General features: G+C 58.3%; 23 protein-coding genes, 2 tRNA genes and 1 pseudogene. 11 read left to right on the top strand and 15 right to left on the bottom strand.

Annotated elements, in window-relative coordinates; genetic code table 11:
• Positions 1–89 precede the first annotated feature (89 nt).
• Positions 90–413, top strand: a complete 324-nt coding sequence (locus ACFWW4_RS21205; RefSeq protein ID WP_055294189.1) for a DUF6280 family protein — start codon at positions 90–92, stop codon at positions 411–413.
• A 58-nt stretch (positions 414–471) separates the two neighbouring features.
• Here ACFWW4_RS21205 and ACFWW4_RS21200 read toward each other — a convergent pair whose 3' ends face one another.
• Positions 472–1,050 (bottom strand): cobalamin biosynthesis protein CobQ, encoded by a 579-nt coding sequence (locus tag ACFWW4_RS21200; RefSeq protein WP_411892665.1) that lies wholly within the window; start codon positions 1,048–1,050, stop codon positions 472–474.
• Positions 1,051–1,102: 52 nt separating this feature from the next.
• Here ACFWW4_RS21200 and ACFWW4_RS21195 point away from each other — a divergent pair, with 52 nt between their 5' ends.
• Positions 1,103–2,554 (top strand): cobyric acid synthase, encoded by a 1,452-nt coding sequence (locus ACFWW4_RS21195; RefSeq protein WP_411892664.1) that lies wholly within the window; start codon positions 1,103–1,105, stop codon positions 2,552–2,554.
• Here the strand turns inward: ACFWW4_RS21195 and ACFWW4_RS21190 are convergent.
• The 3 genes from ACFWW4_RS21190 to ACFWW4_RS21180 all read right to left on the bottom strand — a co-directional run bounded on the left by ACFWW4_RS21190 (position 2,551) and on the right by ACFWW4_RS21180 (position 5,408).
• The gene (locus ACFWW4_RS21190) at positions 2,551–3,213 is read right to left on the bottom strand and encodes a hypothetical protein (protein ID WP_411892663.1); all 663 of its coding nucleotides are present in this window, start codon (positions 3,211–3,213) and stop codon (positions 2,551–2,553) included. The two genes, ACFWW4_RS21195 and ACFWW4_RS21190, sit on opposite strands and share 4 nt — an antisense overlap.
• Positions 3,214–3,330: 117 nt before the next feature.
• Complete coding sequence (locus ACFWW4_RS21185) at positions 3,331–4,689, bottom strand: TolC family outer membrane protein (RefSeq protein WP_411892662.1); 1,359 nt, start codon at positions 4,687–4,689, stop codon at positions 3,331–3,333.
• 65 nt (positions 4,690–4,754) lie between these two features.
• On the bottom strand, positions 4,755–5,408 hold the full coding sequence (locus ACFWW4_RS21180; RefSeq protein ID WP_411892661.1) for a protein-L-isoaspartate O-methyltransferase family protein: 654 nt from the start codon (positions 5,406–5,408) through the stop codon (positions 4,755–4,757).
• A 127-nt stretch (positions 5,409–5,535) separates the two neighbouring features.
• Here ACFWW4_RS21180 and ACFWW4_RS21175 point away from each other — a divergent pair.
• Positions 5,536–5,609: transfer RNA gene (locus ACFWW4_RS21175), tRNA-Cys, on the top strand.
• An 86-nt stretch (positions 5,610–5,695) separates the two neighbouring features.
• Here the strand turns inward: ACFWW4_RS21175 and ACFWW4_RS21170 are convergent.
• The 4 genes from ACFWW4_RS21170 to ACFWW4_RS21155 all read right to left on the bottom strand — a co-directional run bounded on the left by ACFWW4_RS21170 (position 5,696) and on the right by ACFWW4_RS21155 (position 11,119).
• Entirely contained in the window at positions 5,696–6,073 is a 378-nt protein-coding gene (locus ACFWW4_RS21170; RefSeq protein WP_411892660.1) for a hypothetical protein, read from the bottom strand.
• A 17-nt stretch (positions 6,074–6,090) separates the two neighbouring features.
• The gene (locus ACFWW4_RS21165) at positions 6,091–6,519 is read right to left on the bottom strand and encodes a hypothetical protein (RefSeq protein ID WP_411892659.1); all 429 of its coding nucleotides are present in this window, start codon (positions 6,517–6,519) and stop codon (positions 6,091–6,093) included.
• A 278-nt stretch (positions 6,520–6,797) separates the two neighbouring features.
• A complete protein-coding gene (locus tag ACFWW4_RS21160) occupies positions 6,798–9,959 on the bottom strand; it encodes an efflux RND transporter permease subunit (RefSeq protein ID WP_411892658.1) in 3,162 nt (1,053 codons plus the stop codon).
• Complete coding sequence (locus tag ACFWW4_RS21155) at positions 9,956–11,119, bottom strand: efflux RND transporter periplasmic adaptor subunit (RefSeq protein ID WP_411892657.1); 1,164 nt, start codon at positions 11,117–11,119, stop codon at positions 9,956–9,958. The genes ACFWW4_RS21160 and ACFWW4_RS21155 overlap by 4 nt, the downstream gene beginning before the upstream one ends.
• Positions 11,120–11,280: 161 nt before the next feature.
• Here ACFWW4_RS21155 and ACFWW4_RS21150 point away from each other — a divergent pair, with 161 nt between their 5' ends.
• Positions 11,281–12,141, top strand: coding sequence for a helix-turn-helix domain-containing protein (locus ACFWW4_RS21150; protein ID WP_411892656.1), 861 nt, complete (start codon positions 11,281–11,283; stop codon positions 12,139–12,141).
• Between the two features lie 622 nt (positions 12,142–12,763).
• Complete coding sequence (locus ACFWW4_RS21145; RefSeq protein ID WP_411892655.1) at positions 12,764–12,895, top strand: hypothetical protein; 132 nt, start codon at positions 12,764–12,766, stop codon at positions 12,893–12,895.
• A gap of 484 nt (positions 12,896–13,379) precedes the next feature.
• Here the strand turns inward: ACFWW4_RS21145 and ACFWW4_RS21140 are convergent.
• The 3 genes from ACFWW4_RS21140 to ACFWW4_RS21130 all read right to left on the bottom strand — a co-directional run bounded on the left by ACFWW4_RS21140 (position 13,380) and on the right by ACFWW4_RS21130 (position 14,577).
• A tRNA-Leu gene (locus ACFWW4_RS21140) sits at positions 13,380–13,465 on the bottom strand.
• A gap of 44 nt (positions 13,466–13,509) precedes the next feature.
• A complete protein-coding gene (locus tag ACFWW4_RS21135; protein ID WP_411892654.1) occupies positions 13,510–14,049 on the bottom strand; it encodes a tetratricopeptide repeat protein in 540 nt (179 codons plus the stop codon).
• Between the two features lie 36 nt (positions 14,050–14,085).
• The gene (locus tag ACFWW4_RS21130; RefSeq protein WP_393932609.1) at positions 14,086–14,577 is read right to left on the bottom strand and encodes an Lrp/AsnC family transcriptional regulator; all 492 of its coding nucleotides are present in this window, start codon (positions 14,575–14,577) and stop codon (positions 14,086–14,088) included.
• 105 nt (positions 14,578–14,682) lie between these two features.
• Here ACFWW4_RS21130 and putA point away from each other — a divergent pair, with 105 nt between their 5' ends.
• Positions 14,683–18,138, top strand: coding sequence for a bifunctional proline dehydrogenase/L-glutamate gamma-semialdehyde dehydrogenase PutA (putA, locus tag ACFWW4_RS21125; protein ID WP_411892675.1), 3,456 nt, complete (start codon positions 14,683–14,685; stop codon positions 18,136–18,138).
• A 31-nt stretch (positions 18,139–18,169) separates the two neighbouring features.
• Complete coding sequence (locus ACFWW4_RS21120) at positions 18,170–18,907, top strand: rhomboid family intramembrane serine protease (RefSeq protein ID WP_411892653.1); 738 nt, start codon at positions 18,170–18,172, stop codon at positions 18,905–18,907.
• On the opposite strand, the gene ACFWW4_RS21115 is transcribed toward ACFWW4_RS21120, so the two are convergent.
• Positions 18,904–19,692, bottom strand: coding sequence for an inositol monophosphatase family protein (locus ACFWW4_RS21115; protein ID WP_393932603.1), 789 nt, complete (start codon positions 19,690–19,692; stop codon positions 18,904–18,906). The two genes, ACFWW4_RS21120 and ACFWW4_RS21115, sit on opposite strands and share 4 nt — an antisense overlap.
• Before the next feature lie 158 nt (positions 19,693–19,850).
• On the opposite strand from ACFWW4_RS21115, the gene ACFWW4_RS21110 reads away from it, so the two are divergent.
• Positions 19,851–21,809, top strand: a complete 1,959-nt coding sequence (locus ACFWW4_RS21110; protein ID WP_411892652.1) for a putative bifunctional diguanylate cyclase/phosphodiesterase — start codon at positions 19,851–19,853, stop codon at positions 21,807–21,809.
• Here ACFWW4_RS21110 and ACFWW4_RS21105 read toward each other — a convergent pair.
• Positions 21,806–22,711 (bottom strand): LysR substrate-binding domain-containing protein, encoded by a 906-nt coding sequence (locus tag ACFWW4_RS21105; RefSeq protein ID WP_411892651.1) that lies wholly within the window; start codon positions 22,709–22,711, stop codon positions 21,806–21,808. The genes ACFWW4_RS21110 and ACFWW4_RS21105 overlap by 4 nt on opposite strands.
• Before the next feature lie 92 nt (positions 22,712–22,803).
• Here ACFWW4_RS21105 and metF point away from each other — a divergent pair, with 92 nt between their 5' ends.
• Positions 22,804–23,670 carry a methylenetetrahydrofolate reductase [NAD(P)H] gene (gene metF / locus ACFWW4_RS21100; RefSeq protein ID WP_411892650.1) on the top strand — a complete coding sequence of 289 codons (867 nt, stop codon included), beginning with the start codon at positions 22,804–22,806 and terminating at the stop codon, positions 23,668–23,670.
• A 40-nt stretch (positions 23,671–23,710) separates the two neighbouring features.
• Positions 23,711–24,193 carry a PaaI family thioesterase gene (locus tag ACFWW4_RS21095; RefSeq protein WP_411892649.1) on the top strand — a complete coding sequence of 161 codons (483 nt, stop codon included), beginning with the start codon at positions 23,711–23,713 and terminating at the stop codon, positions 24,191–24,193.
• A 5-nt stretch (positions 24,194–24,198) separates the two neighbouring features.
• Here ACFWW4_RS21095 and ACFWW4_RS21090 read toward each other — a convergent pair whose 3' ends face one another.
• Positions 24,199–24,927, bottom strand: coding sequence for a helix-turn-helix transcriptional regulator (locus ACFWW4_RS21090; RefSeq protein WP_411892648.1), 729 nt, complete (start codon positions 24,925–24,927; stop codon positions 24,199–24,201).
• Between the two features lie 93 nt (positions 24,928–25,020).
• Between ACFWW4_RS21090 and ACFWW4_RS21085 the strand changes: the two genes are divergently transcribed.
• Complete coding sequence (locus tag ACFWW4_RS21085) at positions 25,021–25,344, top strand: hypothetical protein (protein WP_411892647.1); 324 nt, start codon at positions 25,021–25,023, stop codon at positions 25,342–25,344.
• Between the two features lie 68 nt (positions 25,345–25,412).
• Here the strand turns inward: ACFWW4_RS21085 and ACFWW4_RS21080 are convergent.
• Positions 25,413–25,646, bottom strand: a pseudogene (locus tag ACFWW4_RS21080) (DUF2235 domain-containing protein); the annotation flags it as partial.

Below are 25,646 nucleotides of genomic sequence, written 5' to 3'. Positions count from 1 at the left end.
GCCATTCCAAAAGAGACCGCCCGAATCAGACTCAAAAGGGCATATTGGCGCTCACGCGGAACTGCAAGAACAAAAACAAGGGAACAATGATGAGAGATTTCGTCGACGGTACAGCGTTCAACAATGAACAAGGGAACCGTGCCCGCAAATTGTTTGCCGCGGTCGTGTTGGCTGCGCTGGATGATGCGATTGCTGACGACAAGAAATATGGCAATGGCCCCGAACAGATCGCCCGGTGGGCGCGTTCGCGCGATGGTCGCGAGGTGCTGTCATGCGCCGGGATCGACCCGAACGAACGTGTTGTGTCCGGCCTGATGGAATTTGTTGGCAAAGGTGTACGTACATCTGTGGCGCTATCGCGTGAAGAAAGCGAGCGTCGCAATGCTGCTGAACAGGAAGCGCGCGCCGCTTAACCTGTCACAGCCTGTTGGTTTCAAAAAAATGCGGTCCAAGTGGGCCGCATTTTTTGGTTCAGTTACCCGCAAACATGATGGCGAATATGATGAAAGGGGCAAATTCCGTCAGCCCCAAAACGGCAATCAGAACACGCATACCTACCCCTTCGAACCGGCGCCACAAGACCGCGCAACATAACAGCGACGCCGCGACCTCTAGCGGGCCAATCATATTGCCAAAATGCCGGGGGTCCCAATAACTGACCGGACTTTGAAATATCCAGTTGGTGAACGGCCAGAAATGCGCACGCCCGTCGTCATGGTGAAACAGGAAATCCAGCCCCAGATGCAGCATCGCCGCGCCGCATAACGCAATTACAACCGGTGCGCGAAACATTAGGCCATAGGCCAGCCCCATGCCCCACAGGATCATGGAATTATCGATCCGGAATATACTTTGCCACGCGTCCGAAAAGTAAAGCCGCCCGAACACCACATCAGGTGACGTGCCCAGCACTTGCAAATGCCAGCCCGCCATCAGGTATAGCGACAGATCGGGGATGAGCGCGCCAGCCAGTGAGGCGGCCGTGATCTTGGCTTGTCCGGGTTTGGCAAAGGCGGTCAGGCCGAAAATCAGATGCGCCGGTGTGTTCATGCTCTTCCCCCGCGCCGCTCGCGCCCCTATGAACCTAGACGACGGAGGCGCGATGACCAGAGCAATCATGATACAAGGGGCCGGCTCGAACGTTGGCAAGTCCTTGCTTGTGGCCGGGATCGCGCGGGCCTGCGTCAAGCGCGGGATGCGCGTGGCCCCGTTCAAACCCCAGAACATGTCCAACAATGCCGCCGTCACAGCGGACGGAGGAGAGATCGGGCGAGCCCAGGCCCTGCAGGCCATGTCGTGTGGGCTGGAACCGCTGATCGACATGAACCCCGTCCTGCTGAAGCCGGAAACGGATACCGGGGCGCAGGTTATCGTTCACGGCCAACGCTTTGCCACCATGAAAGCCCGCGATTATGGCAAGCAGAAATCACAGTTGCTGCCCGCCGTACTGGAAAGCTTTCACCGCATCGCAAAGGGTCGCGATCTGGTCATTGTCGAAGGTGCCGGTAGCCCGGCAGAGGTCAATCTGCGCGCCGGTGATATTGCCAATATGGGCTTTGCCGCCGCCGCCAACGTGCCAGTGGTTCTGATCGGCGATATCGACCGGGGCGGCGTGATCGCCCAACTGGTCGGGACGCACGCCGTTCTCCCTCCCGATGACCGGGCACTGATCAAAGGATTTGCAATCAACAAGTTCCGGGGTGACCCGACGCTGTTTTCCGATGGCATGGATATCATCGTTGAACAGACCGGTTGGGCCCCTTTGGGGATCGTGCCGTGGTTTGCCGATGGGTGGAAACTGCCCGCCGAGGATGTAATGGATGTGACCAGCCGGAAAGGCGGCAGCATCAAGGTCGCCGTCACCCGCCTGAACAGGATCGCCAATTTCGATGATCTTGATCCGTTATCCACCACACCCGGCATCAGCGTCGAGGTGATCGAGGCTGGTCGCCCCCTGCCGGGCGACGCCGATCTGGTGATTATTCCCGGATCAAAATCCACCATTGCGGATCTGGCCCATTTTCGGGCGCAAGGATGGGATGTCGACCTTGCCGCCCATGTCCGGCGAGGCGGGCATGTCTTGGGCATTTGCGGTGGTTATCAGATGCTCGGGCAGGACATCATCGACGAGGACGGCATCGAAGGACCGCCATCAAAGGTCAGCGGCCTGGGCCTGTTGAATGTGCGCACCGTGATGAAACCCGAAAAACGCCTAGCACGCTCGACCGCAACCTACCTGCCAACAGGTGACACAGTCTCGGGTTACGAGATTCATATCGGGGACACGGCCGGACCCGACTGCGATCGTCACTGGCTGTCGCTTGAGGGACGCGGTGAAGGTGCTGCGTCCCGCGATGGTCGCGTTCTGGGATGCTACCTGCATGGCCTGTTTTCAGAAGATGCGTTCCGAACCGCCTTTTTCGAAAAACTGGGTAGGCCGGTCGCCAGCCATGATTATCAGGCTGGTGTTGATGCCACGCTGGACGCACTTGCCGGGCATCTGGAAACACACCTGAATATCGACGAACTGATTGGGCTTGCCGGCGATATCTAACGAATGTCGCGGGTTGCCAAAATCTGATTGATCTCGCGACGGACCAGTTTGCGCACGTTTCGGGTAATCCGTTCACCGGTTTCCCCGCTCAATTCCTCGCGCACGATCTGCGCGATCATATCGCGCAGAATGTCCTGATCAATTGTGGCTGAAGGGTCCAGAAAATCGCTGAGCCCGCCGCTGAACTCGGTCTCCGGTTCCGCGCTGGCAGGCTCTTGAGATTCGGCCGTGTCTGCCTCCGGCTCCGCACTGTCTGATATCTCATCTACTTCCGACTCTGCCTCCGCCTCCGGGGTCGCAAACGCGCTGACCGCCCAGGCCGCTTCGTCGAATGTTTCACCCTCATCAGGTTCCCAGTCATCGGGCTGGGTTGTCACCGCCGCCTCAAGCTCCGCGATCGTCGCTTCCAGCCCTTCCAGCTCTGTCCGGTTGCCGGGATCAAGCATAAGAACATTGTCTGCATCAGCCGCGCCTTTTGGTTCGGCGGTTTCCACCTCGTCCACACGCAATGCCGGGGTCAGGATCAGGCGCTCAGACGACGCCTCTTTGACACTGTCTGCATCATCATCGCGCAACACCTTTCCTTCACCCTTGGTGACCAGCTTGCGCACCGAGGACATGACCTCATCAATTTCGTCTGAATTCGCAGAGTTCGACATCGTTCATCCTGATGTATCGCCCGCCCTCAAGGATATTAACCGAATACCCATGGTCAAACAACCGGCGCAATTTCCCGATCGGCGAGAATCCGACCTTTTGCCAGTGGGTACCTAAGATCAGTCGCCGATGGCGCGCAGAACACGATCTAATGCCTGTCCTTGCGGGGAAATGGCAACAGGTGCCTGCTTGGCCAGATTATAGTATTCCGATGGATCATATTGCTGCACGGGCAGGTTCAAATGGGCCGCATTCAGCAGGCCCATGGCAGCCAGAACCTGGTAAGATGCAATCACCTCGTCCGCCTGCGCCGAAATCGAATTGGCCTGCGCATCCAGCAATTCCTGTTCTGCGTTCAGCACATCAAGGGTCGTCCGCGAGCCCAGTGTGGCCTCTTCCCGGACACCCTGAAAGGCAACGCGCGCCGCCCTGATCTGTTCGTCCGATGCAACACGCGACGCACGGGCCACAAGCAGGAACGAATAGGCGTTGCCGACTTCCTGCTGAATTTGCTCAACGGTCACATACAGCCCGGCGCGGGTGGCATCACGGCGCGACATGAATTGGCGGACCTGGCTGGACAGGCGGCCACCATTGTAGATTGGGCCGGTCGCCTGAATGCCGATCTGGCGGGAATCGTCTCCGTCGGGGTCGGTTGCCACAAATCCTTCAAGCGTGATATTGGGGCTCAATGCGGCCTCTGCCCGGCGGATGTTCAATTCTGCCGCACTTACCGCATGCTGGGCCTCCAGAATGCTGGGGTGGTTGCGCACAGCAAAGCTTTTGGCTTCTTCAATCCCGCGGGACACAGGCGCTGGTGACACCGGTCGTGGCTGTTGCGGGGCACGTCCTACCGCAGCCCGAAATTCCTCGATCGACCGGGCCAATGTTCCTTGCGCAGCGGCCAACAGGCTCCGCGCTGAGGCCAAACGTGCCTCTGCAAGCGCGACATCGGTGCGGGTCACTTCACCCACCTCAAACCGATCCTCTGCAGCACGCAACTCCTCGGTAATGAGGCGAACATTGTTCTGACGCAGTGATACAAATTCGCTGTCGCGACGCACGCTCATATAAGCCTGCACGGCACGCAAAAGCACGCTCTGCTCAACCGAACGCAGCGATTGACGGGTGCCAAGGATCGTTTCTTTCTGGGACTCAACAGCCAGCTGGTTCGCGCCGCCGTCATAAAGTGTCAGCGATCCGGTGATGCGGGCCGAGGCCTGCAGGAGGTCTGCGCCCGGGGTATTCGGCCGGGTGTTCGTGGCATTAAATGACCAGCCGATCACTGGCAGGGTAGACGCGACAGATTGGGCAAGATCCTCATCTGCGGCGCGCAGCAACGCGCGGTTCTGCTCCAAAAGGCCAGAATTATTGTAAGCAGCGGTCAGCGCATCAGCGAGGGTTTCCGCCTTGGCCATACCCGCGATACCCACCGACACCAAGACGGCCAAAGCAGTCAGTTTTACCTGTTTAATCATTGCGCTGCGCCTCAATGTTATCATTTTTTTCCAAGTGATACCGCATCTGACGCCCCGCACCAATGCTAAAGTGTGAAGGCCGCCGGCTTGTGGAAGCCGGGCAACACAGGCGCACCGGCATTAAAGGCGAAGCGCCAATTCACCTGACCATCGATTTTGTGCCCAATACGCACGACACCAAGCGCATCTTCGGCAAAGACACAGGCAATGCGCCCACCTTCGCGCAGCTGTTCTAGCAATGCCTCGGGCACCTCTTCCACGGCACCCTGCACGAGGACGATATCATAAGGACCCGACTTTGCCGATCCGTCCGTCAAAGCGCCTGTCATGACCGCGGCATTGTCCACGCCATGTTCCGACAGCAGGCTTTGCGCCTCTTCTGCGCGCGCCTCATCATCTTCAAGCCCGATAACAAATTCGGACATCCGGGCCAGGATCGCCGTGGAGTAGCCTAGGCCACAACCCACATCCAGAACAACGTGATGACGCTGAATATCCAGCGCATCCAGCATCTTGGCCAGCGTCCGCGGCTCCAGCAGGGTGCGGCCCCCGCCAATATCAAGGTTTTCACCGACATAGGCGGCTTCGCGCAGGTTGGCCGGAACAAAAACCTCGCGCGGGACGGCCAGCATGGCGTCGATGATGGGAAATTTGGTCACATCAGAGGGCCGGACTTGCGTATCAACCATCATCGTGCGGCGGGCTGCATAGTTGCTCACGGGACTAAACTCTTTCGTTCAGAAGTTTCGTGCGTTCATGCCACAGAAGCCGCGCTGCAGCAACGGTAGATCGGCGGCTCGCGATCTCTTGCGCAAGTCCAAACCATGGTATATCTGCCAGCACGGCGGCGAGTTGGCGGAGTGGTGACGCAGCGGATTGCAAATCCGTGTACACCGGTTCGATTCCGGTACTCGCCTCCAATAAAATCAATGGGTTACGAATTTTTCTACTCATTGGATATCACCTCTGGTATCAGTTTCACGTTCTGTGCCTGTTCTGTTCGGGTCTACTTGCGCTTTGCCGCTGCCTGCCGCGCCCGCATGATTTGCCGCGCTTCCCCCGCATATTTGATGATCATCGCCTTTGACGTATGGCGGCTGTAGCTGGCGATTTCGTCGTCTGTGCAGCCCGCCCATGCCAATTCCATGACGCCGCGATGACGCAGCGCGTGCTGATCATAGGCCATTAGGTCTAAACGCTTGCGCTCTCGAACCATGACACGCGCCATAGCGTGATAGTCCATCTTCGACCCATCAGCGCGCGTCAGGATGTGGCGCGATGGATGGGGCGCGAACCCCAGATCGGCCTTCGCTCCGTCCAGCGCCGCTTTGAGCGCAATCGTACAAGGCAGGGAAAGGGCTGTGTCAGTCTTGTTCTGGCGCAACTTGAGGGTGTCGTCATCTAATTCTCCTCGATCTTGATGCAGGTCACTGACCTGCCGCCCAGCGTGCAGGTTCTCAGGCGCGTCTTGGCCGGGTCCAGCACCAGCCAGGTCCCGTCCTCCCTGTCGATCCGCGTCAGGCCCAGTTCGGTCATCTCTGAGCTGGCCAGCATCAGCGTCCAAAGCAAGCTCACGCCCATCATCGAGACGATCCCTGCCAAGAACGTCCCCGTGATCAGCCAGGGCGAGATCGTCAGCCAGCTCTTGTTCTGTCGCAGAAAGCTGCGGGTATCGGTCTCGATTGTACGCTGCGCGTTGGTCGCAATGCTGTTCAAATCGGTCCTGAAGCTCTCTAGCTGGGATGCCATCGAGGCGGCGTAGTCCTGCCGGATCGTGTCCAGCTCCGCGTTCAACTTCTCGCTCAGCCGGGTCGGCTTGCCAGTCTTCATGGAATATTTCTCCTTTCAAACGCCAGCGTTCGCCGGTGTCGGGGTCTTGGGCTGTTAGGTATGCTTTTCCTGCGCGGGGAATGTCGAAGCCTGCATCAGTGAGGGCGTCGAGCATGCTGCCAACCGCTGTGCGCTTGGGTTGCACTGGCACGTTTCCTTGTTGTGGAAATCTGCTCGGCAGATCAATTGTGGGCGTCACATAGTCAGGTCCAACTGCGCCGCAAGACATCAGAAAACAAAGCGGGACGAAGGCAAATGATTTCATTTTTCGAAATCCTTCAGCTGATGGCGCGACGGCGACCCAGAACCGGCATCAGCAATACAGCCGCGATGTAGCGGGCCGCCGCGAGATACGCGGGCACCAGGAACAACACGAAGAGTGATCCAATCAGGATACCCGCGCCCAATGAAATCGCCGTAGGGATAAGGAACTGCGCCTGAATACTGGTTTCCAGGACAAGAGGTGTCACACCCAGGAATGTGGTCAGCGTTGTCAGAAATATCGGACGGAACCGAGAGACAACCGCCCCGACGACAGCAGAACTCCAATCCTGGCCATCTTCCACATTTCGGTCCGCAGTCGTGATCAGCAACAAGGCGCTGTTGATCACGATGCCGGACAAGCCAACGACGCCGAAGATGGACAAAAGCGTCAGGTCGAGCCCAAGAACCGCATGACCAATCAGCGCGCCCATGAAACCGAACGGGATCGTCAGCAGGATGAGTATTGGGTTGATGTAAGATCGCAGCGCCAATGTCAGCAATGCGAATATGGCGAAAAGTGCGAGGCCAAAGTTCACCGCCAGCGATGGGCCGAAATCGTCCTGTTCTTCTGCCTCGCCTGACAGTTCCATCGTCACATCCGGGTAGCGTTCCTGTATCTCCGGCAGCACCTGCTCCTGCAGCATGCGGATTTCCGCGCCGCCGGTGGTGATGGTTTCATCTACATCGGCAAGAATGGTTGTGATGCGGCGCGCATCAACCCGTGAAATCGTGCTTGGCGCGTTCGACAGCGTAAATGACCCAAGAGAGCTGATTGGAACGAGTTGGCTTTCAATGCGCACGCGGTAATCGGCGAGGTCGTTCAGATCGGTGCGCTCGCTTTCGGGAAGGCGGACGCGCACATCAATTTCTTCTTCATTCCGTTGCAGCGTCGTCACCAATTCCCCGAACACTGCAGAGCGTATCTCGCGTGCGACATCATTGACCGTGACACCCAGCGATTTTGCATTCTCGGTCGGAATGAAGACAGCCTCTTGCGATGTTGTTGCCTCTGAGTCTCGCAATGACAGAATGCCCTGCCGGGCCGCTAACGCGTCCTTGATCTGATTGACGGCAAAGACGCGCGCGTCATCGCTTTTGCTGCCAACCTGCAGTGCGATATCCGCGCCGATGGGGACGACGGACGATGAAAACGTCAGCTGCACGATCCCCGGGATATCGGCGGTTTCTTCGCGCCATAGCCGTTCAAAGACCGCGGCACTGAAACTGCGCTGTTCTGCGGGCATGATCTTGGCTTCGATTGTCGCGGTATCTGTTGACCCCGTGCCAACGCCGCCCGGGTCACCAGCAGCGAGCGCATAACCGATAGCGATGACGGTTGCCTGCAAAACATCGTCAGATGCAAGGGCCTGATCATCGGCGATCCTGGTCGCGACACGCCTGGCTGCCGCAGCCACCGCTTGCGCGCGAACCGTGGTTTCGACCTCTGACACGCCCTCAGGCATCTCTAGTGTGCCGACAACGTAGTCGCCTTCAATGTCGGGGAAGAAGACGAATTTAACCTGCCCACCTGACAGCAGGCTCAACGAGGCGAAGAACAAACCAAAGCTGGTCAATATGACGAACAATGGCTGCCGCACGGCAAATTGGGCGGCGCGCCGGACAAGCGTGCGCCCGACATAATCAAGGCTGCCACCAATCAGCTTGCGCAGCAGACCCAGTAAACGAAACGGCGACCAACGCCGGACTGGGCGGTCTGAAATGCTTGCCAAATGATGGGGCAGAATGAACAAGCTGTCGATCAGGGAAAAGAACAGAACCAGCAAAACAACCGAAGCGACCGGGGCAATGAAGGAGCCCGATGTTCCGGGCAGCAGTAGGAGGGGGACGAACGCACACATGGTGGTCGCTACCGCAAAGAACACCGGACCCGCCACACGCAGGACGCCCTCTTGCGCCGCTTTCAGGGGGGCATCACCTGATTGCCGTCGAGAAAAGGTATTTTCACCCACGACGATTGCATCGTCCACGACGACACCCAGCGCCAATATGAACCCAAAGAGTGACAGCTGATTGATGGTGACGCCAAAGACCGCCATCAGCGAAAACGAAGCGATAAAGGCGGTCGCAATTCCGATGACAACCCAGAAAGCGACCCTGACCTCGAGCGTGACCGCCAACAACACAAGGATAAGAACAAAGCCGACAATCGCATTTGCGGACAACAGATCGATGCGACCGTTCAGAAGCTCAGCTTCGTTTCGCCATTCGATCACGTCCACGGTTTCCGGCAGGCGCGGTTTCAAACGCGTGTTTAGGTAATCTTGGGTCGCCTCAACAAGCTCCAGGATTTGTTGGTCACCTTCGCGATTGATCGAAAGAAAGACCGCCGGATCACCGTTCAATGTCGATACGATGCCACTATCCGCAAGGCCATCCTGAACTTTGGCAATGTCGCTCAAGGTCAGGACTGCACCATCGGCCGAACTTACAATGGGAAGCGCGCCAAACTCTGTGCCTGTTTGTGCCTTCCCTTCCGTTCTCAATTGAAGCCTTTCGCGATCTGACAAGAGCGTGCCACCGGACAGGTTCAGACTTTCATTTGTGATCCGTGCGGCCAGATCGCGCAGGCCGGTGCCATAGGCATCCAGCGTTCTTTGAGACAACAGGATATCAATCTGATCCTCGGGCGCACCTGACATGTCGACACTTGTGATGTTTGGAAAGGCGAGCAGTTCCTCGCGAATTTCAAACGCGAGATCCTTGATATCTGTCACCGGAAGTTGACCGGTAACGACCAGTTGGATCGCCAGTTCCGGTGCCTCCGCCTCAACCACAATCGGGGATTCCGATCCGGACGGAAACACGGTGATTTCCCCCAAGGCGGCCTTCACATCATCAAGGACCACCCGAGGTTCTGCGCCACGTTCCAGCGACAGCGTCACGCTCGCGTTGCCTGTCACAGCTTCCGCCGAAACGCGGCGAATACCATCTATCGCGCGCACTTTGCCCTCAATGGGGACGATGATCGTATCGGCGACCTCTTGCGGGGTTGCGCCGGGATACGCGACCGATACCTGAATGGCGCCAAGGTCGATCTTGGGGAAATTCTTGACCGTGATCGAAAAGAGGCTCGACAGACCTGCAAGGATCAATCCGATCATGAGGAGATTGGAAAAGACAGGATTTGATGCGGCGGCGCGAATGAGGCCTCTCATTGGTCAGCACTTTCACCAAGTGCGGCTTGCGCACCTTCCGAGGACACGCGCACTTTCAACCCTTCGATTGCATTTGGCAGGCGCGTTGTCACCACGACCATCCCAACCTCAACCGACCCTGACCGCAGGATCATGCGATCACCCGCGCGCCGATCCAGCACGGCCGGTATCTGCGTGAGCGCACCATCTACGACGCCCCAAATGCGATCACCGGTTTGAACGGCGGCCACCGGCACCGACAGCAACCTGTCTGAATTGCCCGGCAATGGAATGGAGACATCAAAAAGGGAATTGATCCGAAAGACCCCACCCCTTGTGTCAAAAGGTTGGCTGACCGTGACCAGCACGCCCGTTGTTTGTGTGGCCGCTTCGTTCGTCAATGCGATCCGACTAATGACCCCTGGCTTTTGCACGCCAGACCCATCCGTCGCAGTGACCGTGACCCGCCGGCCGATAAGATCTTCACCTTGCTCGACGGCGTAAAGCTGCTCGGCATTCAGCCGCACCAACAGTTCCGCTTCATCAGCGGCCACCAACCTGCCCACTTCAGTTCCAGGTTGCAGGAACTGGCCAAGCGACAAGGTTTCTTGCGCGACAACAGCGTCGAAAGGGGCCGTGATGGTCGCTTGCCGTTGCGCCAGCTCTGCCGACAAAAGGGCGGCATTGCGTTGCTTCAATTGCGCCTCTGCGGCTGCGAGGTTCGCTGTCGTGGTCGCAAGTGCTGCCTGAGACGAGATGTTTCGTTCGGCAAGTGTGCTGATACGCGTCAGTTCTTTCTCAAGGCGCTCGCGCTCAGCCTCAGCAGCTGAGATATCGGCCTCTGCCCTGATGACGTCCGTTTCAAGCCGCGTAGCATCCAATTCAAAAATGCGTTCGCCACGCTGCAGCCGCTGGCCCAGTTGAAACCTCTCGTTGATCCATATGACGCGGCCGGCCAACTCTGTTGTCACGGGTACTTCCGACGATGCCTTCAAAAGCGCGGTTTGATTGACACTAGCCTCGACATCGGCACGCTCGACAAGGGCCACTTCCACGACCGGCAAGCGCTGGGGGAGAGCTTCGGCGACGTTTGTCGCAGTGCCTGGCTGCGAAAACAGCAGATAACCGCCGTATAAAGCAGCAACGCCGACTGCGGCCAAAATCAAGTCAAGTATACGCATATTTCCACCTCATCTGTGCGCGAAACCTTACGCGTCGTTTTGAGCCTGAACACAGGGCGAGGGCGAAAACGCTTCGAATTCGAAAGAGGATGGTCGAAATTCAAATGGTCAGGTCGCAACAAGCTTTGTGTGCACCACAAGTTGCGGTATGTCCTGTATCAATGGATACATTCGCCGACTTCTATCAAAACTCGGAATATGCTTCGTTCGAGCAAGACGTGCGACGTGGCGGCACATTTGGGCTTACCTTTTTGGACGTTAAGCAGGGTGCCATCGAGACGGCAGACCCGGCCATCCCCGAGGTTCCGTTTGTCACCACGATGAACAAGCATGACGCGTTCCAATATGACTTTGGCGATGGTTGGAAAACACACAGTTATGCGCAAGGCGTCGTTGACATACAGCCCCCCAACCAGGAATGCCGGTTCCGATTGCCCGATCTTCACCTGCGCATCGCCTTTGCCCCCGAACAACAGCTTCGCGTGCTGCTCGATGAACGGGGGATGTCACTGACGGCCCTCGAAGGCTTTTCCGGCCAGTTTCGGTCATCGGCCATGGCTTTTGCGCTGATCCAAGACATGTGGCGTCTTTCTTTGTATGACGATCCGGCCACAAACCTGATGATCGACGGGCTCTGGTTGAGCTTGGTGTCCAAATTGCTGGCGGATACCGACAAGAGACTTGGACTTGCGCCAGCCTCCGCAATCGGTGACGCGCGATTGGGACGGGTCGTTGAGTATATAGAAGAACATCTGTCCGAACCGTTATGTGTCGGAAACCTCGCCGCCGTCGCCTGTATGAGCACAACGCAGTTCAGCCGAAGCTTCAAAAGCGCGCTGGGGCAAACACCGGCAAAGTACGTCACGCTGCGCCGCTGCCGAAAGGCTGAGGAGCTGTTGCGAAAGACGAAATTGCCAGTCACGGCGGTCGCGGCCATCTGCGGCTTTCGGAACGTGAACTATTTCTGGACAGTCTTCAAACGCGAAACAGGTCGAACCCCTGCCGAGACAAGGCAACATTAAAGATGGCTGGAGTCGCGGCTTACCTGAAATGCTGCAACCTTCTTAGAGGCCCTTCTGCACCCTAAAAGTGACATCTGATCCAATTGATTGGGCCAACATTGACCTTCTGATTGATCGAAGATGCGATTGCCGGACGGAATCGACGAATAGAACGGCTCATTAGCTCTATCTTTTACGGCGAATATCCACTTCGGCATCCTGGCCGCGCGCCTTTGCGTAAGCAGTGAATGTTGGGACTCTGCCCATTCTGTTGAAATATAAAGTGTTGCTGGCGCAGAAAATCGCCCGTTCAGAAAGACGCCGGCGCCTTTCTGATCAGGCGTTGCCCGGTTGCTACGGTGCAGGAAAGATTCTGGCTAGGTTGCGGAGGTTTGGATGAGCCCAGAGGCTGCCAGCGGCCGGTATTCCGCCGCCACCGTGGCCAATGGATCGTATGCGAACTGACAGGCGGGATCACGGATGTTCCAGCATCGGTGCGGGATGATGAGATCACGGTGCAGCTGCTCGGCAAGGTCGCCATGAGGACCAATCAGGCAGAACCCGGTTCCCGTCCGTGGGTACTGATGCATCAATTGAGGAGTAGCGTTGACTTGCCGGTGCCGGTCATCCCGATGCAGAACACATGCTGCAGGCGATCGAGGCCGGCAATCGCAACGGGCTGTGGGGCTTTCTACCGGTTATGGGCCAGACTAATGACGCTCTGATGTTTGGTGAATATGGGGTCAGTCTGCCGGAGGTGTGCGACCTGCGATAGCAGTCGGAATATCACCTGAAATGTTAGGATGACTGCTTCGTGGCAGCCACGTGATGCGGCATGATAGCCACAGAACAGTTCAACTCCATGACTCGCTGCCTCAGTACCATACTTTTTGGGCTAGGGAACACGCTGCCTGTCTCGTAGCTGTATGTTGGGCCGCCGCATCGATACCAGCTTGTAAGAGCTTCATCACGAAAGCTCAATGTTATTGAAAGACGGCCATCGGTGCCAATGTTATGCGGCAGGCATGGCATGCATGCCAACCACACCGGCGTCCCGCCAAATATGCCACAGAAATGGACGGGGCCTGCCTCTATGAGTACCACCGCAATCTACGCCAATGCTTGCCGTGCGGAATATCTGGAGATTGCGGATCGGATGCGGCGCGAGTAGTGGGCAGATTGTCGCAGGGAATCAAACAGTGTTCTGAAAATACCGATCAATAACTAATTACAATAAATTCAATACTATACGACAATAATGGTGCCCGCGGCCGGACTCGAACCGGCACGGCCATACGGCCAAGAGATTTTAAGTCTCCAGTGTCTACCATTCCACCACGCGGGCACACGTCCTTCCTAAGATGCCAAATGCCGCTGGGCAAGATGTGATCAGATGTCTTGGCCCATAGGTTCCACCAACAATGACCGCTCCTGAAGCCATGGGTTCATTTCAATCGCTGCACGCAACGCCTCTTGCGCCTCCTCATGGCGCCCCAGACCCATCAGCGTCAGCCCCTTGCCGGACAGGGCCGCGATATGGGTGGGGTTGATCTGGAGCGCGCGTTCAAGATCACCCAGTGCCGCGTCGAAATCGTATCGCAGATAGCTGGCAAAGGCGCGCTGATTGTAACCCTCGGCATAGTCGGGGCAGTATTCCACCAGACGGTCCAGGGTCTCACGCGCGCCCAGAAAATCGCGGTTCGATCGTTTGCGCATCCCTTCGTCCAGCAGCGCCTGCGCCTGTGCGTCGGGGGCGTCCGTCCATAACGTCCAAAGCTCTTGGGTCAAAACACGGGCGTCGCCTTCGCCACGCGCGGCCTGCAAACCGACGACAATTTCGGCCAGTCTGACACTGTGGTCAGGGGCTGGCGGACAGATCTCTGCGAAAACAGGCGGGGCAATCAGGCAAAGCGGCAGCATCCATTTCATGCCTCACTATCTGCGGCACGCGCCACTTGGGTCAAGTCAAGAGGGCGTGGTTGGGGGAATTGGTGACAGCCCTTCTTCCTTGATGGCCTGCATCGCCACATAGGTTGATGTATTCGCCACATGTGGCAACGTCGAAATTCTCTCTGCCAAAACAGCGCGGTAGCCCGTCATACCGGACGTGCGCACCTTCAAAAGGTAGTCAAACGCACCGGCGATCAGATGGCACTGTTCGACCTCCGGCACTCGCATGACCGCTGTGGCAAACGCCGCCAGTGCGGCCTCGCGCGTATCCGATAATTTCACCTCAACAAAGGCAATATGATCACGGCCCAGCCGGATTGGGTCGCACAAGGCGCGATAGCCCCGGATCACGCCGCTTTCCTCGAGCCGTTTCAGCCGCGCCTGCGTGGGCGATTTGGACAGTCCGATCCTTCTGGCCAGTTCCGTGACACTGATACGCCCCTCCACCGACAATACGTTGAGAATCTTGCGATCAAATGTGTCCAAATCGGAAAGCGTTTCGGCCATGTCTTTGCCCGTTCTTTAGATCAATCGGCTGCACTTTGCTTTAATACGAGGCGAAACGACTGCAATCAAGAGGGTATGATGGGCCATCAACGAAAGGATGCCGCCATGCCGCGCGATGATACCAGCAATTTGCCCGACCAGATTGATCAGGCCATGTATAGTGATGAGGCCGTTGCGGTTGCCGCATTGGCGAAAATGGCGTCCCTGTCGGATGATGATCGCGACCGCATCAGCGCCCGCGCGGCCGATCTGGTACGCCAGATCCGCTCCAGCGCCGAACCGGGCCTGATGGAGGTGTTTCTGGCAGAATACGGTCTGTCCACCGATGAAGGCATCGCGCTGATGTGTCTGGCCGAGGCGCTGCTGCGCGTACCCGATGCCGACACGATGGACGAATTGATCGAGGACAAGATCGCGCCATCCGACTGGGGCAAGCATCTGGGCCATTCCGCGTCGTCGCTGGTCAATGCCTCGACCTGGGCGCTGATGCTGACAGGCCGCGTTCTGGATGACGAAAAGCCCGGTATCACGCGCCATCTGCGCAGTGCTGTCAAACGGCTGGGTGAACCGGTGATCCGCACCGCTGTCGCCCGCGCCATGCGGGAAATGGGCCGCCAGTTTGTCCTGGGCGAAACGATCCAGAAGGCCATGAAACGCGCCGAGGGGATGCAGGCCAAAGGGTTCACCTATAGCTATGACATGCTGGGCGAAGCTGCCCGCACCGATGCAGACGCGCGCGGCTACCACCTGTCCTATTCCCGCGCCATCAGCGCCATCGCCGAACACTGCACCCATGACAGCGTCGCCGAAAACCCCGGTATTTCGGTCAAACTCTCAGCCTTGCATGCCCGCTATGAGGAAGCACAACGGGCAAGGGTCATGAATGAGCTGGTGCCGCGCGTTCGTTCGCTTGCGCTGCTCGCGAAATCCGCCGGTATGGGGTTCAACATCGACGCTGAGGAAGCAGACCGTCTTTCACTCTCTCTTGACGTGATCGAAGCGGTACTTTCCGAATCGGCTCTCGCCGGATGGGACGGGTTCGGCATCGTCGTTCAGGCTTATGGGCAGCGCGCGCCACTGGTCATTGATCACCTGCATGATCTGGCCACGCGGCTGGATCGCAAGATCATGGTCCGGCTTGTCAAAGGCGCCTATTGGGACGCCGAGATCAAGCGCGCGCAGGTCCAGGGCATCAACGGCTTCCCTGTCTTTACGGCCAAACAGCACACCGATATCAGCTACATCGCCAATGCCCGCAAACTGCTTGGGCTGACCGACCGTATTTACCCGCAATTCGCCACGCACAACGCCCATACGGTTGCCGCCGTACTGGATATGGCCAATGCCATGGACCGCAGCGCACAGGATTTCGAATTCCAGCGCCTGCATGGCATGGGCGAGACATTGCACACCATGATCCTGCAATCCGAAAAGACGCGGTGCCGCATCTACGCGCCCGTTGGTGCGCATGAGGACCTGTTGGCTTATCTTGTCCGGCGCCTGCTGGAAAACGGAGCCAATTCCAGCTTCGTCAACCAGATCGTGGATGAGGATGTTCCACCCGAGGTCGTCGCCGCCTGCCCGTTTGATGACATCGGACACGGGCCCGATCTGCCCAAGGGGCCTGACATTTTTCGGCCGGAACGGATCAATTCAAAAGGCTGGGACCTGACCCACACACCGACGCTCCAACAGATCGACGAAGGCAGGGGCCCGTTCCTCACGCATAGCTGGAACGGAACCCCGTTGCTGGCAGGCGACCTCAGCGACGGGCCAACCCATGATGTGATCAACCCGGCCAGACCAGATGACACGGTTGGCACAGCCCAAACGGCAACACCGACGGATATTGCGACAGCTTTGCAGGTCGCCATGCCCTGGCAATCTGACGTCGCAACACGGGCTGCTGTGCTCAACGCAGCAGCTGATGCGTATGAAGCAAACGCCGCCGAGCTATTCACCATCCTGTCGCGCGAGGCAGGCAAGGGGATGCCCGATGCGGTCGCCGAATTGCGCGAGGCTGTCGATTTCCTGCGTTACTACGCAGCTCAGGCGAAAGAGGGCGCATCCCCGCGCGGCATCTGGACCTGCATCAGCCCATGGAACTTTCCACTTGCCATCTTCACCGGACAGATCGCTGCGGCGCTAGCCGCGGGCAATGCGGTTCTGGCCAAACCGGCAGAACAGACACCCCTGATCGCCACCCGTGCCGTCGCGCTGTTGCATGCCGCAGGCGTCCCAACATCCGCCCTGCAACTGCTGCCCGGCGGGGGTGATGTCGGGGCCGCCCTGACCGCTGATGCGCGCATCAATGGTGTGGCCTTCACCGGGTCAACCGCCACGGCCCTGAAAATCCGGGCCAGCATGGCCGCCAATTGCGCACCGGGCACCCCGCTGATCGCCGAAACCGGCGGGCTGAACGCGATGATCGTGGACAGTACGGCCCTGCCGGAACATGCCGTGCGCGATATCATCAACGGGGCGTTCCGCTCTGCGGGGCAGCGTTGTTCGGCGCTGCGTTGCCTTTACGTACAGGAAGACATCGCCGACAAACTGTTGAAAATGCTCAAGGGGGCGATGGATGAACTGACCGTGGGCGACCCGTGGCATCTGTCCACTGACCTCGGCCCGGTGATTGACGGCGCAGCACACAAGACCATCGCCGATCACATCGCCACAGCCCGGTCTGACGGACGGATCATCCACCAGATCAAGGCGCCAACCGACGGTCATTTCATTGCGCCAACGGCGATCCGGATCAGCGGTATTGCCGATATGACACGGGAAATCTTTGGCCCGGTCCTGCATGTAGCAACGTTCAAATCGCACCAGCTTGATGACGTGATCAATGCGATCAACGCCACCGGCTATGGGCTGACCTTTGGGTTGCACACCCGGATTGATGATCGGGTGCAATCGGTTGTCGAACGGATCGAGGCCGGCAATATCTACGTCAACCGCGACCAGATCGGCGCGGTTGTGGGCAGCCAACCCTTTGGCGGTGAGGGACTTTCCGGGACCGGGCCAAAGGCTGGCGGCCCGCATTATCTGCCGCGCTTCACCGCCCACCCGGCACCTGAGGCATCAGGTTTTTGGGCCAGTGCCGCCAATCTCAAATCACTGCAGAAACGCCTTGCGGACACCAAGGTGACCAACCATCAGCCGCCGACCGACCTGCCCGGCCCCACGGGCGAATCCAACCGTCACAGCGCACACCCGCGCGGGCCGATCCTGTGCATGGGACCCGGTGCCGAAGCGGCACAGGATCAGATCGCCGCGGTCACCGCTCTTGGCGGGATCGGCATCAGCCCCGAGGGGGAGGTCAGGCCGGATGACCTGAAAACACTTGCACCCTTGGGCGGCGTGATCTGGTGGGGCGATACCGATACTGGGCGGGCGATCGAAACCGCCCTGTCAGGGCGGGATGGCCCAATCATCGCACTGATCACGGGGATCCCCGATGCCGCCCATGTGCTGCATGAACGGCATGTCTGCATCGACACCACAGCAGCAGGTGGCAACGCCGCTCTGCTGGCAGAGGTCGCAAACGCCGGCGCTTGACGCCGCGCGCAGCATCGGTGACGGTCGCGGCATGTTTCCCATCCGCGACCATAACCCATCCGAACGGGTGCCCTATGTCACCTACGCCCTGATCGTGCTGAATGTGGGCGTTTATCTGATCGGCCTGGTGCTCTACCAGACCGATCAGGCGCTCAATCAACTCTATTTCGATTATGCGATGATCCCTCTGCTCTTGTCGCAGGGCGAAAACTATTCATCGCTCGTGACCTCCATCTTTCTGCACGCTGGCATTATGCATCTGGCCGGTAACATGCTGTTTTTGTGGATTTTCGGGGACAATCTGGAAGACAAGATGGGCCATGTCCCGTTTCTCGCCTTCTACCTGCTCTGCGGTGTCGGGGCGAGCTTGGCGCAGTTTGCGACCGAACCCCTGTCGCCGGTGCCCACGGTCGGTGCCTCCGGCGCGATTGCGGGGGTGATGGGCGGATATCTCTTGCTGTTCCCGAAAGCACGGGTCGATGTCTTTCTCTTCTTCGTGGTCTTCTTTCGCATCTTCCCGATCCCGGCCTGGATCATGCTGGGTTTGTGGTTTGCGCTGCAGTTATTCAACGGGTTCAACACCGACGTGTCCGGCGGCGGCGTTGCCTATTGGGCGCATGCAGGCGGGTTTGTCATTGGCGCGATCGCAGCGCTGCCGCTTTGGTTGCGGCTGGGCGGTACAGCATTCTGGGAACGGACAGACGGGCACCCGGACCACCCGGAGGCGCGGTATGGCCGCAGCAGCGTCCCCCGGGTACGGCGGCGCTAGGCCTTACGGATCACCTTGGCAAAGCTTTCAAACACAGGTTCGTTCGCGCAAATCAGATGACCGTCAGCCAGCAGGTCAGCGCCTGGCTGGAGTGGTTCGATAATGCCACCCGCCTCACGGACGATCACGACACCAGCCGCGATGTCCCAGGCATGCAGGCCCCGCTCCCAAAACCCGTCATACCGGCCAGCGGCCACGTAAGCCAAATCAAGGGCGGCTGCCCCGAACCGGCGCACACCCGCGCAGGCGGGCAGGATACGGGCCAGATCCTGCAGGGTTTCGGGCAGATCGGCCCGGCCGGCAAAGGGCAGCCCGGTCGCAAAAATGCTCTCGATCAGCCGGTGGCGGCCCGACACGCGCAGGCGGCTTTCATTCATCCAGGCACCGCCACCTTTTTCGGCATAAAACATCTCATCCTTGGTAGGGTCATAAATCACACCGGCAACCACCTGCCCTTTGTGTTCAAGGGCAATGGATACCGCCCAATGCGGCAGGCCATGCAGGAAATTTGTCGTGCCATCCAGGGGGTCAACGATCCAGCGGCGGGTGGGGTCATCGCCGTCGATCTCGGCGCCTTCCTCACCCAGAAACCCATAGGTCGGGCGGGCACGCATCAGTTCTTCCTTGATCAGCGCCTCTGCGGCCTTGTCGGCCCGGCTGACAAAATCACCCGGTCCCTTGGTGCTGACCTGCAGGTTCTCGACCTCGCCGAAATCCTTGAGCAGCGCGCGGCCGGCCTTGCGGGCGGTCTTCATCATCACATTCAGGTTCGCGCTGCCAGCCATCTTGGTCTCCACTATTCGGACAAGCCGGGCGTATAGGCGCAAGACCGGCGCGGAACAAGGGGCAACACCCTTTTAACCATACACTGCGATGGACGCCGGACTTAACGAGTTATTGGGGGGATTTGGCGATAAGATCGCCAGGAGGTCTCCTAACCAGCATGCGCCGCAACCTGACCGAACAGTTTCTGCACCAGACACAGATCACCGGGCATATCTCTGGCCGTGATGTGTCGAAACGTGTGGCCACGGCGGCGTTGATCGTTTGCGTGTGTATGTATGCAGGCTTTCTTGAACAAGCGCTGATTGCCGGTGTCTGTATTATCGTGCTCGAAATCCTCGCCTATCCGCTGAACAAGCGTGCCGGGCAGTTTGACAAGCCCCTTGGCATGAAAACGGCGGTTGCCGTGTTCCTCGTCAACTGGGGATCAATGCTGCCATTCCTGTCATTTTCCATCATTCTTTCGCAAAGCGACAGTTTGCCCATGGTGCTGGCGGGTTATCTTTGGGCATTTGGGATTTTCGTTCACGTCACCAATACGTTCGGATTGCTCCCCTTCTACAATTGGACGCAGATGACCCCGGCCTTCGCCACGGTGTTTCTGATGCTCTGGATCCTGTCGCAAAACCCTGCATTCGCGGCGACGCAAACGCACTGGCTGGTCGCTGTCGGGCTGATGGTCGTCTACATCGTCAACACCTTCACAACCATGGTCCGTCAGAAAGACACGCATGATGCGCTGACCCGCGCCCGGAAAGAGGCGAACACCAGACTGGCCGAACTGGAACACCTGTCGCGCAACGACAGCCTGACCGACCTGATGAACAGACGCGCGTTCGATGAATTTCTCAACCGGCAGATGACCGATTCAAAATTCAAACGCGGGGTCACCGTATTCCTGATTGATCTGGATGGTTTCAAACCGATCAATGACAGCTACAGCCACAAGGCGGGGGATGCAGTTTTGCGCGCAATCGCAGAAAGGCTGCGCGATCTGGCGCGCAGTTGCGGCGGCAAGGCGGCCCGTCTTGGTGGGGATGAATTTGCGGTCGCGCGCAACGATATCGGCAATATCGACGACGCACTGGCATTCGGCAACCGGATCGCGCAGATCGTCGGCCGACCGATCCCGTTTGAGCAAAAGACACTGACGGTCGGGGCCAGCGTTGGTATTGCCCAGCAGGGGCGCGATATCACGACACCGGCTGACCTGTTGTCTGGCGCCGATCAGGCCATGTATCTGGCCAAGGACGAACCCGACAACAACGCGGTCATTTTCGACAAGGATGCATTTCCGGTGCGCGCAACACTGGAAGATCGCAACATTCTGCTGGCCGCCATGCAGAAGGGCGAAATCATGCCCTATTATCAGCCCAAGGTCTGTATCGAAACTGGGCGCATCATGGGGTTTGAGGCGTTGTCGCGCTGGCAGCATCCGCAACGGGGCCTGCTCTTTCCTGGCAACTTCATCCCGATGATCAATGAACTCGCGCTGCAGGGCGAATTTATGATCCATACTGCCACGCGGGTGCTTGACGATATCGACGCGCTTGTGCGCGATGGGCTGGACCCTGGTCAGGTGTCCATCAACCTGCCCGAGGTGACATTGGCCACCTTGTCAGGGCGACAGGAGCTTTTTGATCTGATCGACCGCTACCCGCATTTGCGCCACCACCTGACCTTTGAGATTACCGAAGACATTTTTATCGCCCGATCGGCCGAGATCATTCAGAAATCCATCGCCGCATTCCGGCGCGCCGGTGTCCGGATCTCGCTTGATGATTTTGGTACGGGCTTTGCGTCGTTCCAGCACCTGCGGGAATTGGAATTTGATGAACTCAAACTCGACACCGCTTTTGTCAGCGATCTGGGTGTTGATCCCTCGGCCACGGTTCTGATAAACGGGTTTCTGACCATCGGCGACGGTCTGGGCGTGCAGGTCATCGCCGAAGGCGTCGAACGCAGAAAGCAGCTCGACCTGCTGCGCGACATGGGGTGCAAATACATTCAAGGCCATTATTTCGGGGCCGCCATGCCGTTTTCTGAAACGCAACTGCGGCTAACGGTCGGAAATGCCATGCACACGATCGAAGCCGCCAAAAGGCGTGGGGTGGCCTAGCCGCGCTGTAACTTGACCGCTTCCTGCCGGGCAAGGCGGATCAGATGTGCCATGAATGGGCGCGCGGTATCTTCGGCCCGGGTCGCGGCATAAAGCCTGCGGGTGATCCCCTTCGCGGTCAGCGGGCGGGTCACATAATCGGAGTTGTACCGGACCTGCCGTACGACCCAATCCGGCAACACGGCAACACCGCGGTTTGACGCGACCAGCAACAGGATCACAGCCGTCAATTCTACCTGCCTGATGGCCGCCGGTTCGACCTTGGCCGGGGTCAGCAATTGCGAAAACACATCAAGCCGGGCGCGATCTACCGGATAGGTGATCAGCGTCTCACCGCGAAAATCCTCGGCCTCGATCACCTCTTTGGCCGCCAGCGGATGTGAGGCCGAGGCCACAAACACTGGCTCATAATCGAAAAGCGGGGTGAAATCGGTTTCCGGCAGCTCCTCGGGATCGGAAGAGACAACCAGATCAACTTCTTCCTTGCGCAATGCAGGCAAGGCATCAAAGGCCAGGCCAGGGCGGATATCCACATCGACCTCAGGCCAGGCTTTGCGGAACTGCTCCAGCACCGGGAACAACCACTCAAAACAGGCATGACACTCAATGGCGATATGCAGCCGCCCCGCACTGCCAGCAATCAGCCCGGAAAACTCGGTTTCGAGGGCGGTGACCCGCGGCAAAATCTCTTCTGCCGCCGCCAGCATCTTCATCCCCGCCGCCGACAGTTTCAGCGGCTTGGACCGGCGCACAAAGAGCTCAACGCCCGCCTGATCCTCGATCCCCTTGATCTGATGGCTGAGTGCGGATTGCGTGATGTTCAACTGATCGGCGGCACGGGCCAACCCGCCCGTGTCATGGATCGCCTTGATTGTTCGCAGATGTCGGAACTCAATATGCATATGTGAGTTGGCCTCATGATCGTGCTGAAGTTTATGAAATTGCCTCAACTCAATAGAGGTGCGACAAAAGCAAATCAAGAGAGAGGTCTGCCATGTCCGTCCCATCCGTTTCTTTCGAATTCTTTCCGCCCAAGTCACTCGAAGGGTCGTTCCGGCTATGGGATTGCGTGAACACATTGGCGCCGCTTGATCCATCTTTCGTGTCCGTCACCTATGGTGCAGGCGGAACAACCCGCAAACTCACGCACGAGGCCGTGGGCACAATCCACCGCACGAGCGGGCTGAATGTGGCCGCGCACCTCACCTGCGTGGACGCAACCCGCGCCGAAACACTCGACATCGCAAATGGCTACGCTGACGAAGGCGTGACAGATATTGTCGCCCTGCGTGGCGATGCGCCCAAAGGGTCGGACAAGTTCACGCCCCACCCTGACGGTTTCGCCAGCTCTATCGAACTGATCGAGGCGCTGTCAGACAACGGCAAATTCAACATCCGCGTTGGCGCCTATCCCGAAAAACACCCTGAAGCCGCCGATCAGGCCGCTGATATCGCCTTCCTCAAACGCAAGATCGACGCCGGTGCGACCTCTGCCATCACACAATTCTTTTTTGAGGCCGACACATTTTTCCGCTTCCGCGATGCCTGCGCGAAGGCGGGCATCGACGCGCCGATCATTCCCGGCATCCTGCCTATTGAAAACTGGAACGGTACACGCAAATTCGCGGCGCAATGTGGCACCCACATCCCGCAAGTGATCGAAGACGCTTTTCATCACGCCACCCGCGACGGCACGACAGTACTGCTGGCAACGGCCATAGCAACCGAACTGTGCGACGAATTGTTGCAAGGCGGCGTTGACCACCTGCATTTCTACACGCTCAACCGTCCTGAACTGACCCGCGATGTCTGCCATGCGCTCGGCGTGACGCCAAAAGTCCGGTTGCAAAACGTCGCCTAAAACCCCAGCTTCGGGCCAATTCACGGACCCGGAGCAACCCATGTTCACCGCCACCTCCCTCGATCAACTGCCAGACCGCGAGACGATCCTGTCGCTTTCGGGTCTGGATTTCATGCGCGCCATCCTGCGGGGCGAGATTGCGGGGCCGCCTATCGCGACACAGTTGAACTACACCCTTGATACGGTCGAACCGGGCAAGGTCATTTTCCGCGGCACGCCCACTTTCGAACACACCAACCCCATGGGCGGGGTGCATGGCGGCTGGTACGGCACGCTGCTGGACAGTTGCATGGCCTGCGCGATCATGACCGCCGTGCCCAAAGGATCGGTCTACACAACGCTCGAATACAAGATAAACCTGACCCGCGCGATCCCACTCGGCACCGAAATCCTCGCAACCGGCATTACAGACCACGCGGGCCGCACCACCGGCGTCGCCCATGGGGAAATCCGTGGCGTCGCCGATCGAAAGCTTTATGCAACAGGTTCAACCACCTGTTTGATCATGAAGGTGGCCGGATAACCTCGCTAGACCTCGCGGGTCGGATTACCATCCATCGTATGCGCAAAATCGGCCCAGGGGCGGGGTGTAAACCCCGCCTCCGTGACGGTCGCTTTCTGAATTCTGTCACATCGAAACGCGCGCATGTCAGCGCGCAGATGGTCCCAGCAAACCGCATACCAAACAGGTGGATTCAGAACGAGAAAATGCAGTTCGATCCGGCGTTTTGTGCGCCTGCCTTGCTGATCACAATACTGAACGCTCAGCAAACAGTTCAGTGCAAACGCTTCCTTGATCTCATCGCCAATCTGACGCGGCATCTCAGCCAAACTGGCAAACATCGCGGTTGATGCACGCGCGCCCACCCTGATCCGCTTGCGCATTGCGGCAATCCGGCGCTGTTCAATATGCGAAAACGTCCCCAACAGCTTGCGGCGTACCGCGTCAGCATGCCCCATCTGCAGGGCCCCATGCGTGACCTCGCCAATCGCAAGGCCAACCAAAAGATCAAGTACCTCGTGGCGGGACAAGGTAATGCGCCCGATCCCCCAGCCTGACGACACGCGCACGCCACCGCCACGACCACGCTCACTTTCCACCGGCACACCACGCTCTCGCAAAAGCTCCAGATCGCGATGGATCGTGCGCAGCGACACGCCCAGCTCTGTCGCCGCATCACGCAAGATAAGTGGGTCATCGGATTTCAGCCAACTCTCCAGCCGATCAAGGCGCTCCAGACGGGTCAATATCTGCATCAGACGACCTTCGCATAAAATATGCCAGAAAACGACATATTTTACCCTAGAGATTCGAAGACGACATAACCAATCATTCAGGAGACATGAAAAATGAATGACACAGTACTTGAACTCGCCCCCTTCAAAATAAAGCCGACGAGCGCAGAATCTGACTTGCTCGCCGCTTCCGACACCTTTCAGAAAGCGTTTCTCGACAAGCAGGATGGCTTCATCCGGCGCGACTTTGTTCGCAAAGAAGACGGCACATTTGTCGATGTGATCCTCTGGCAAAGCCGCGCCCATGCAGATGCCGTTTTCGAAGAGGCAAAGTCCTCGGATGCCGCTGGCGCATATTTTAGCCACATCCACGTCGATTCCGAGAATGCGGATCCTGGGGTCGAACTCTGCACCGTGCTGCGGTCATTCGCCAGATAGCGGTCCGCCGGTCACAGCGAAGCGGCGATCATCAGATTGCCGCTTCGGTTGGGACATCCGAAACTCGCCTAGCCTCTGACCTCTTCAACCAGGCCCTCTTTCACAAGAGTTTCGTCTGTCTCGCCCCTCAGGCTTTCATGAATACTCTCGGACATGTCACGCCCGATGATCCGGCGGCGCCGTGAGAGAAATATCTTCGACCAGCCTCGCCAGTTGCCCATAGACCGCGCCTCCACATCCTGTTCGAACCGGTCGCGCCATCCGTCTGGCAAGGGCACATTGCACGCCTCGAGCTTTTCCAG

Origin of the sequence: Yoonia sp. SDW83-1, assembly GCF_046762885.1 — a bacterium.
In the GTDB taxonomy this organism is placed as follows: domain Bacteria; phylum Pseudomonadota; class Alphaproteobacteria; order Rhodobacterales; family Rhodobacteraceae; genus Yoonia.
The sequence above is the reverse complement of the archived record's forward strand: the minus strand, read 5'-3'. Positions and strand labels throughout refer to the sequence as shown.

Excerpts from the sequence above, each read along its gene's own strand:
- ACFWW4_RS21165 (WP_411892659.1), bottom strand. The coding sequence starts at position 6,519 with ATGAAGACTGGCAAGCCGACCCGGCTGAGCGAGAAGTTGAACGCGGAG.
- ACFWW4_RS21090 (WP_411892648.1), bottom strand. The coding sequence starts at position 24,927 with ATGCAGATATTGACCCGTCTGGAGCGCCTTGATCGGCTGGAGAGTTGG.
- ACFWW4_RS21185 (WP_411892662.1), bottom strand. The coding sequence starts at position 4,689 with ATGATTAAACAGGTAAAACTGACTGCTTTGGCCGTCTTGGTGTCGGTG.
- ACFWW4_RS21085 (WP_411892647.1), top strand. The coding sequence starts at position 25,021 with ATGAATGACACAGTACTTGAACTCGCCCCCTTCAAAATAAAGCCGACG.
- ACFWW4_RS21130 (WP_393932609.1), bottom strand. The coding sequence starts at position 14,577 with ATGGCCGAAACGCTTTCCGATTTGGACACATTTGATCGCAAGATTCTC.
- ACFWW4_RS21205 (WP_055294189.1), top strand. The coding sequence starts at position 90 with ATGAGAGATTTCGTCGACGGTACAGCGTTCAACAATGAACAAGGGAAC.
- ACFWW4_RS21155 (WP_411892657.1), bottom strand. The coding sequence starts at position 11,119 with ATGCGTATACTTGACTTGATTTTGGCCGCAGTCGGCGTTGCTGCTTTA.
- ACFWW4_RS21105 (WP_411892651.1), bottom strand. The coding sequence starts at position 22,711 with ATGCATATTGAGTTCCGACATCTGCGAACAATCAAGGCGATCCATGAC.
- ACFWW4_RS21200 (WP_411892665.1), bottom strand. The coding sequence starts at position 1,050 with ATGAACACACCGGCGCATCTGATTTTCGGCCTGACCGCCTTTGCCAAA.
- metF (WP_411892650.1), top strand. The coding sequence starts at position 22,804 with ATGTCCGTCCCATCCGTTTCTTTCGAATTCTTTCCGCCCAAGTCACTC.
- ACFWW4_RS21115 (WP_393932603.1), bottom strand. The coding sequence starts at position 19,692 with ATGGCTGGCAGCGCGAACCTGAATGTGATGATGAAGACCGCCCGCAAG.
- putA (WP_411892675.1), top strand. The coding sequence starts at position 14,683 with ATGCCGCGCGATGATACCAGCAATTTGCCCGACCAGATTGATCAGGCC.
- ACFWW4_RS21195 (WP_411892664.1), top strand. The coding sequence starts at position 1,103 with ATGACCAGAGCAATCATGATACAAGGGGCCGGCTCGAACGTTGGCAAG.
- ACFWW4_RS21120 (WP_411892653.1), top strand. The coding sequence starts at position 18,170 with ATGTTTCCCATCCGCGACCATAACCCATCCGAACGGGTGCCCTATGTC.
- ACFWW4_RS21135 (WP_411892654.1), bottom strand. The coding sequence starts at position 14,049 with ATGAAATGGATGCTGCCGCTTTGCCTGATTGCCCCGCCTGTTTTCGCA.
- ACFWW4_RS21160 (WP_411892658.1), bottom strand. The coding sequence starts at position 9,959 with ATGAGAGGCCTCATTCGCGCCGCCGCATCAAATCCTGTCTTTTCCAAT.
- ACFWW4_RS21150 (WP_411892656.1), top strand. The coding sequence starts at position 11,281 with ATGGATACATTCGCCGACTTCTATCAAAACTCGGAATATGCTTCGTTC.
- ACFWW4_RS21145 (WP_411892655.1), top strand. The coding sequence starts at position 12,764 with ATGCTGCAGGCGATCGAGGCCGGCAATCGCAACGGGCTGTGGGGCTTT.
- ACFWW4_RS21095 (WP_411892649.1), top strand. The coding sequence starts at position 23,711 with ATGTTCACCGCCACCTCCCTCGATCAACTGCCAGACCGCGAGACGATC.
- ACFWW4_RS21190 (WP_411892663.1), bottom strand. The coding sequence starts at position 3,213 with ATGTCGAACTCTGCGAATTCAGACGAAATTGATGAGGTCATGTCCTCG.
- ACFWW4_RS21110 (WP_411892652.1), top strand. The coding sequence starts at position 19,851 with ATGCGCCGCAACCTGACCGAACAGTTTCTGCACCAGACACAGATCACC.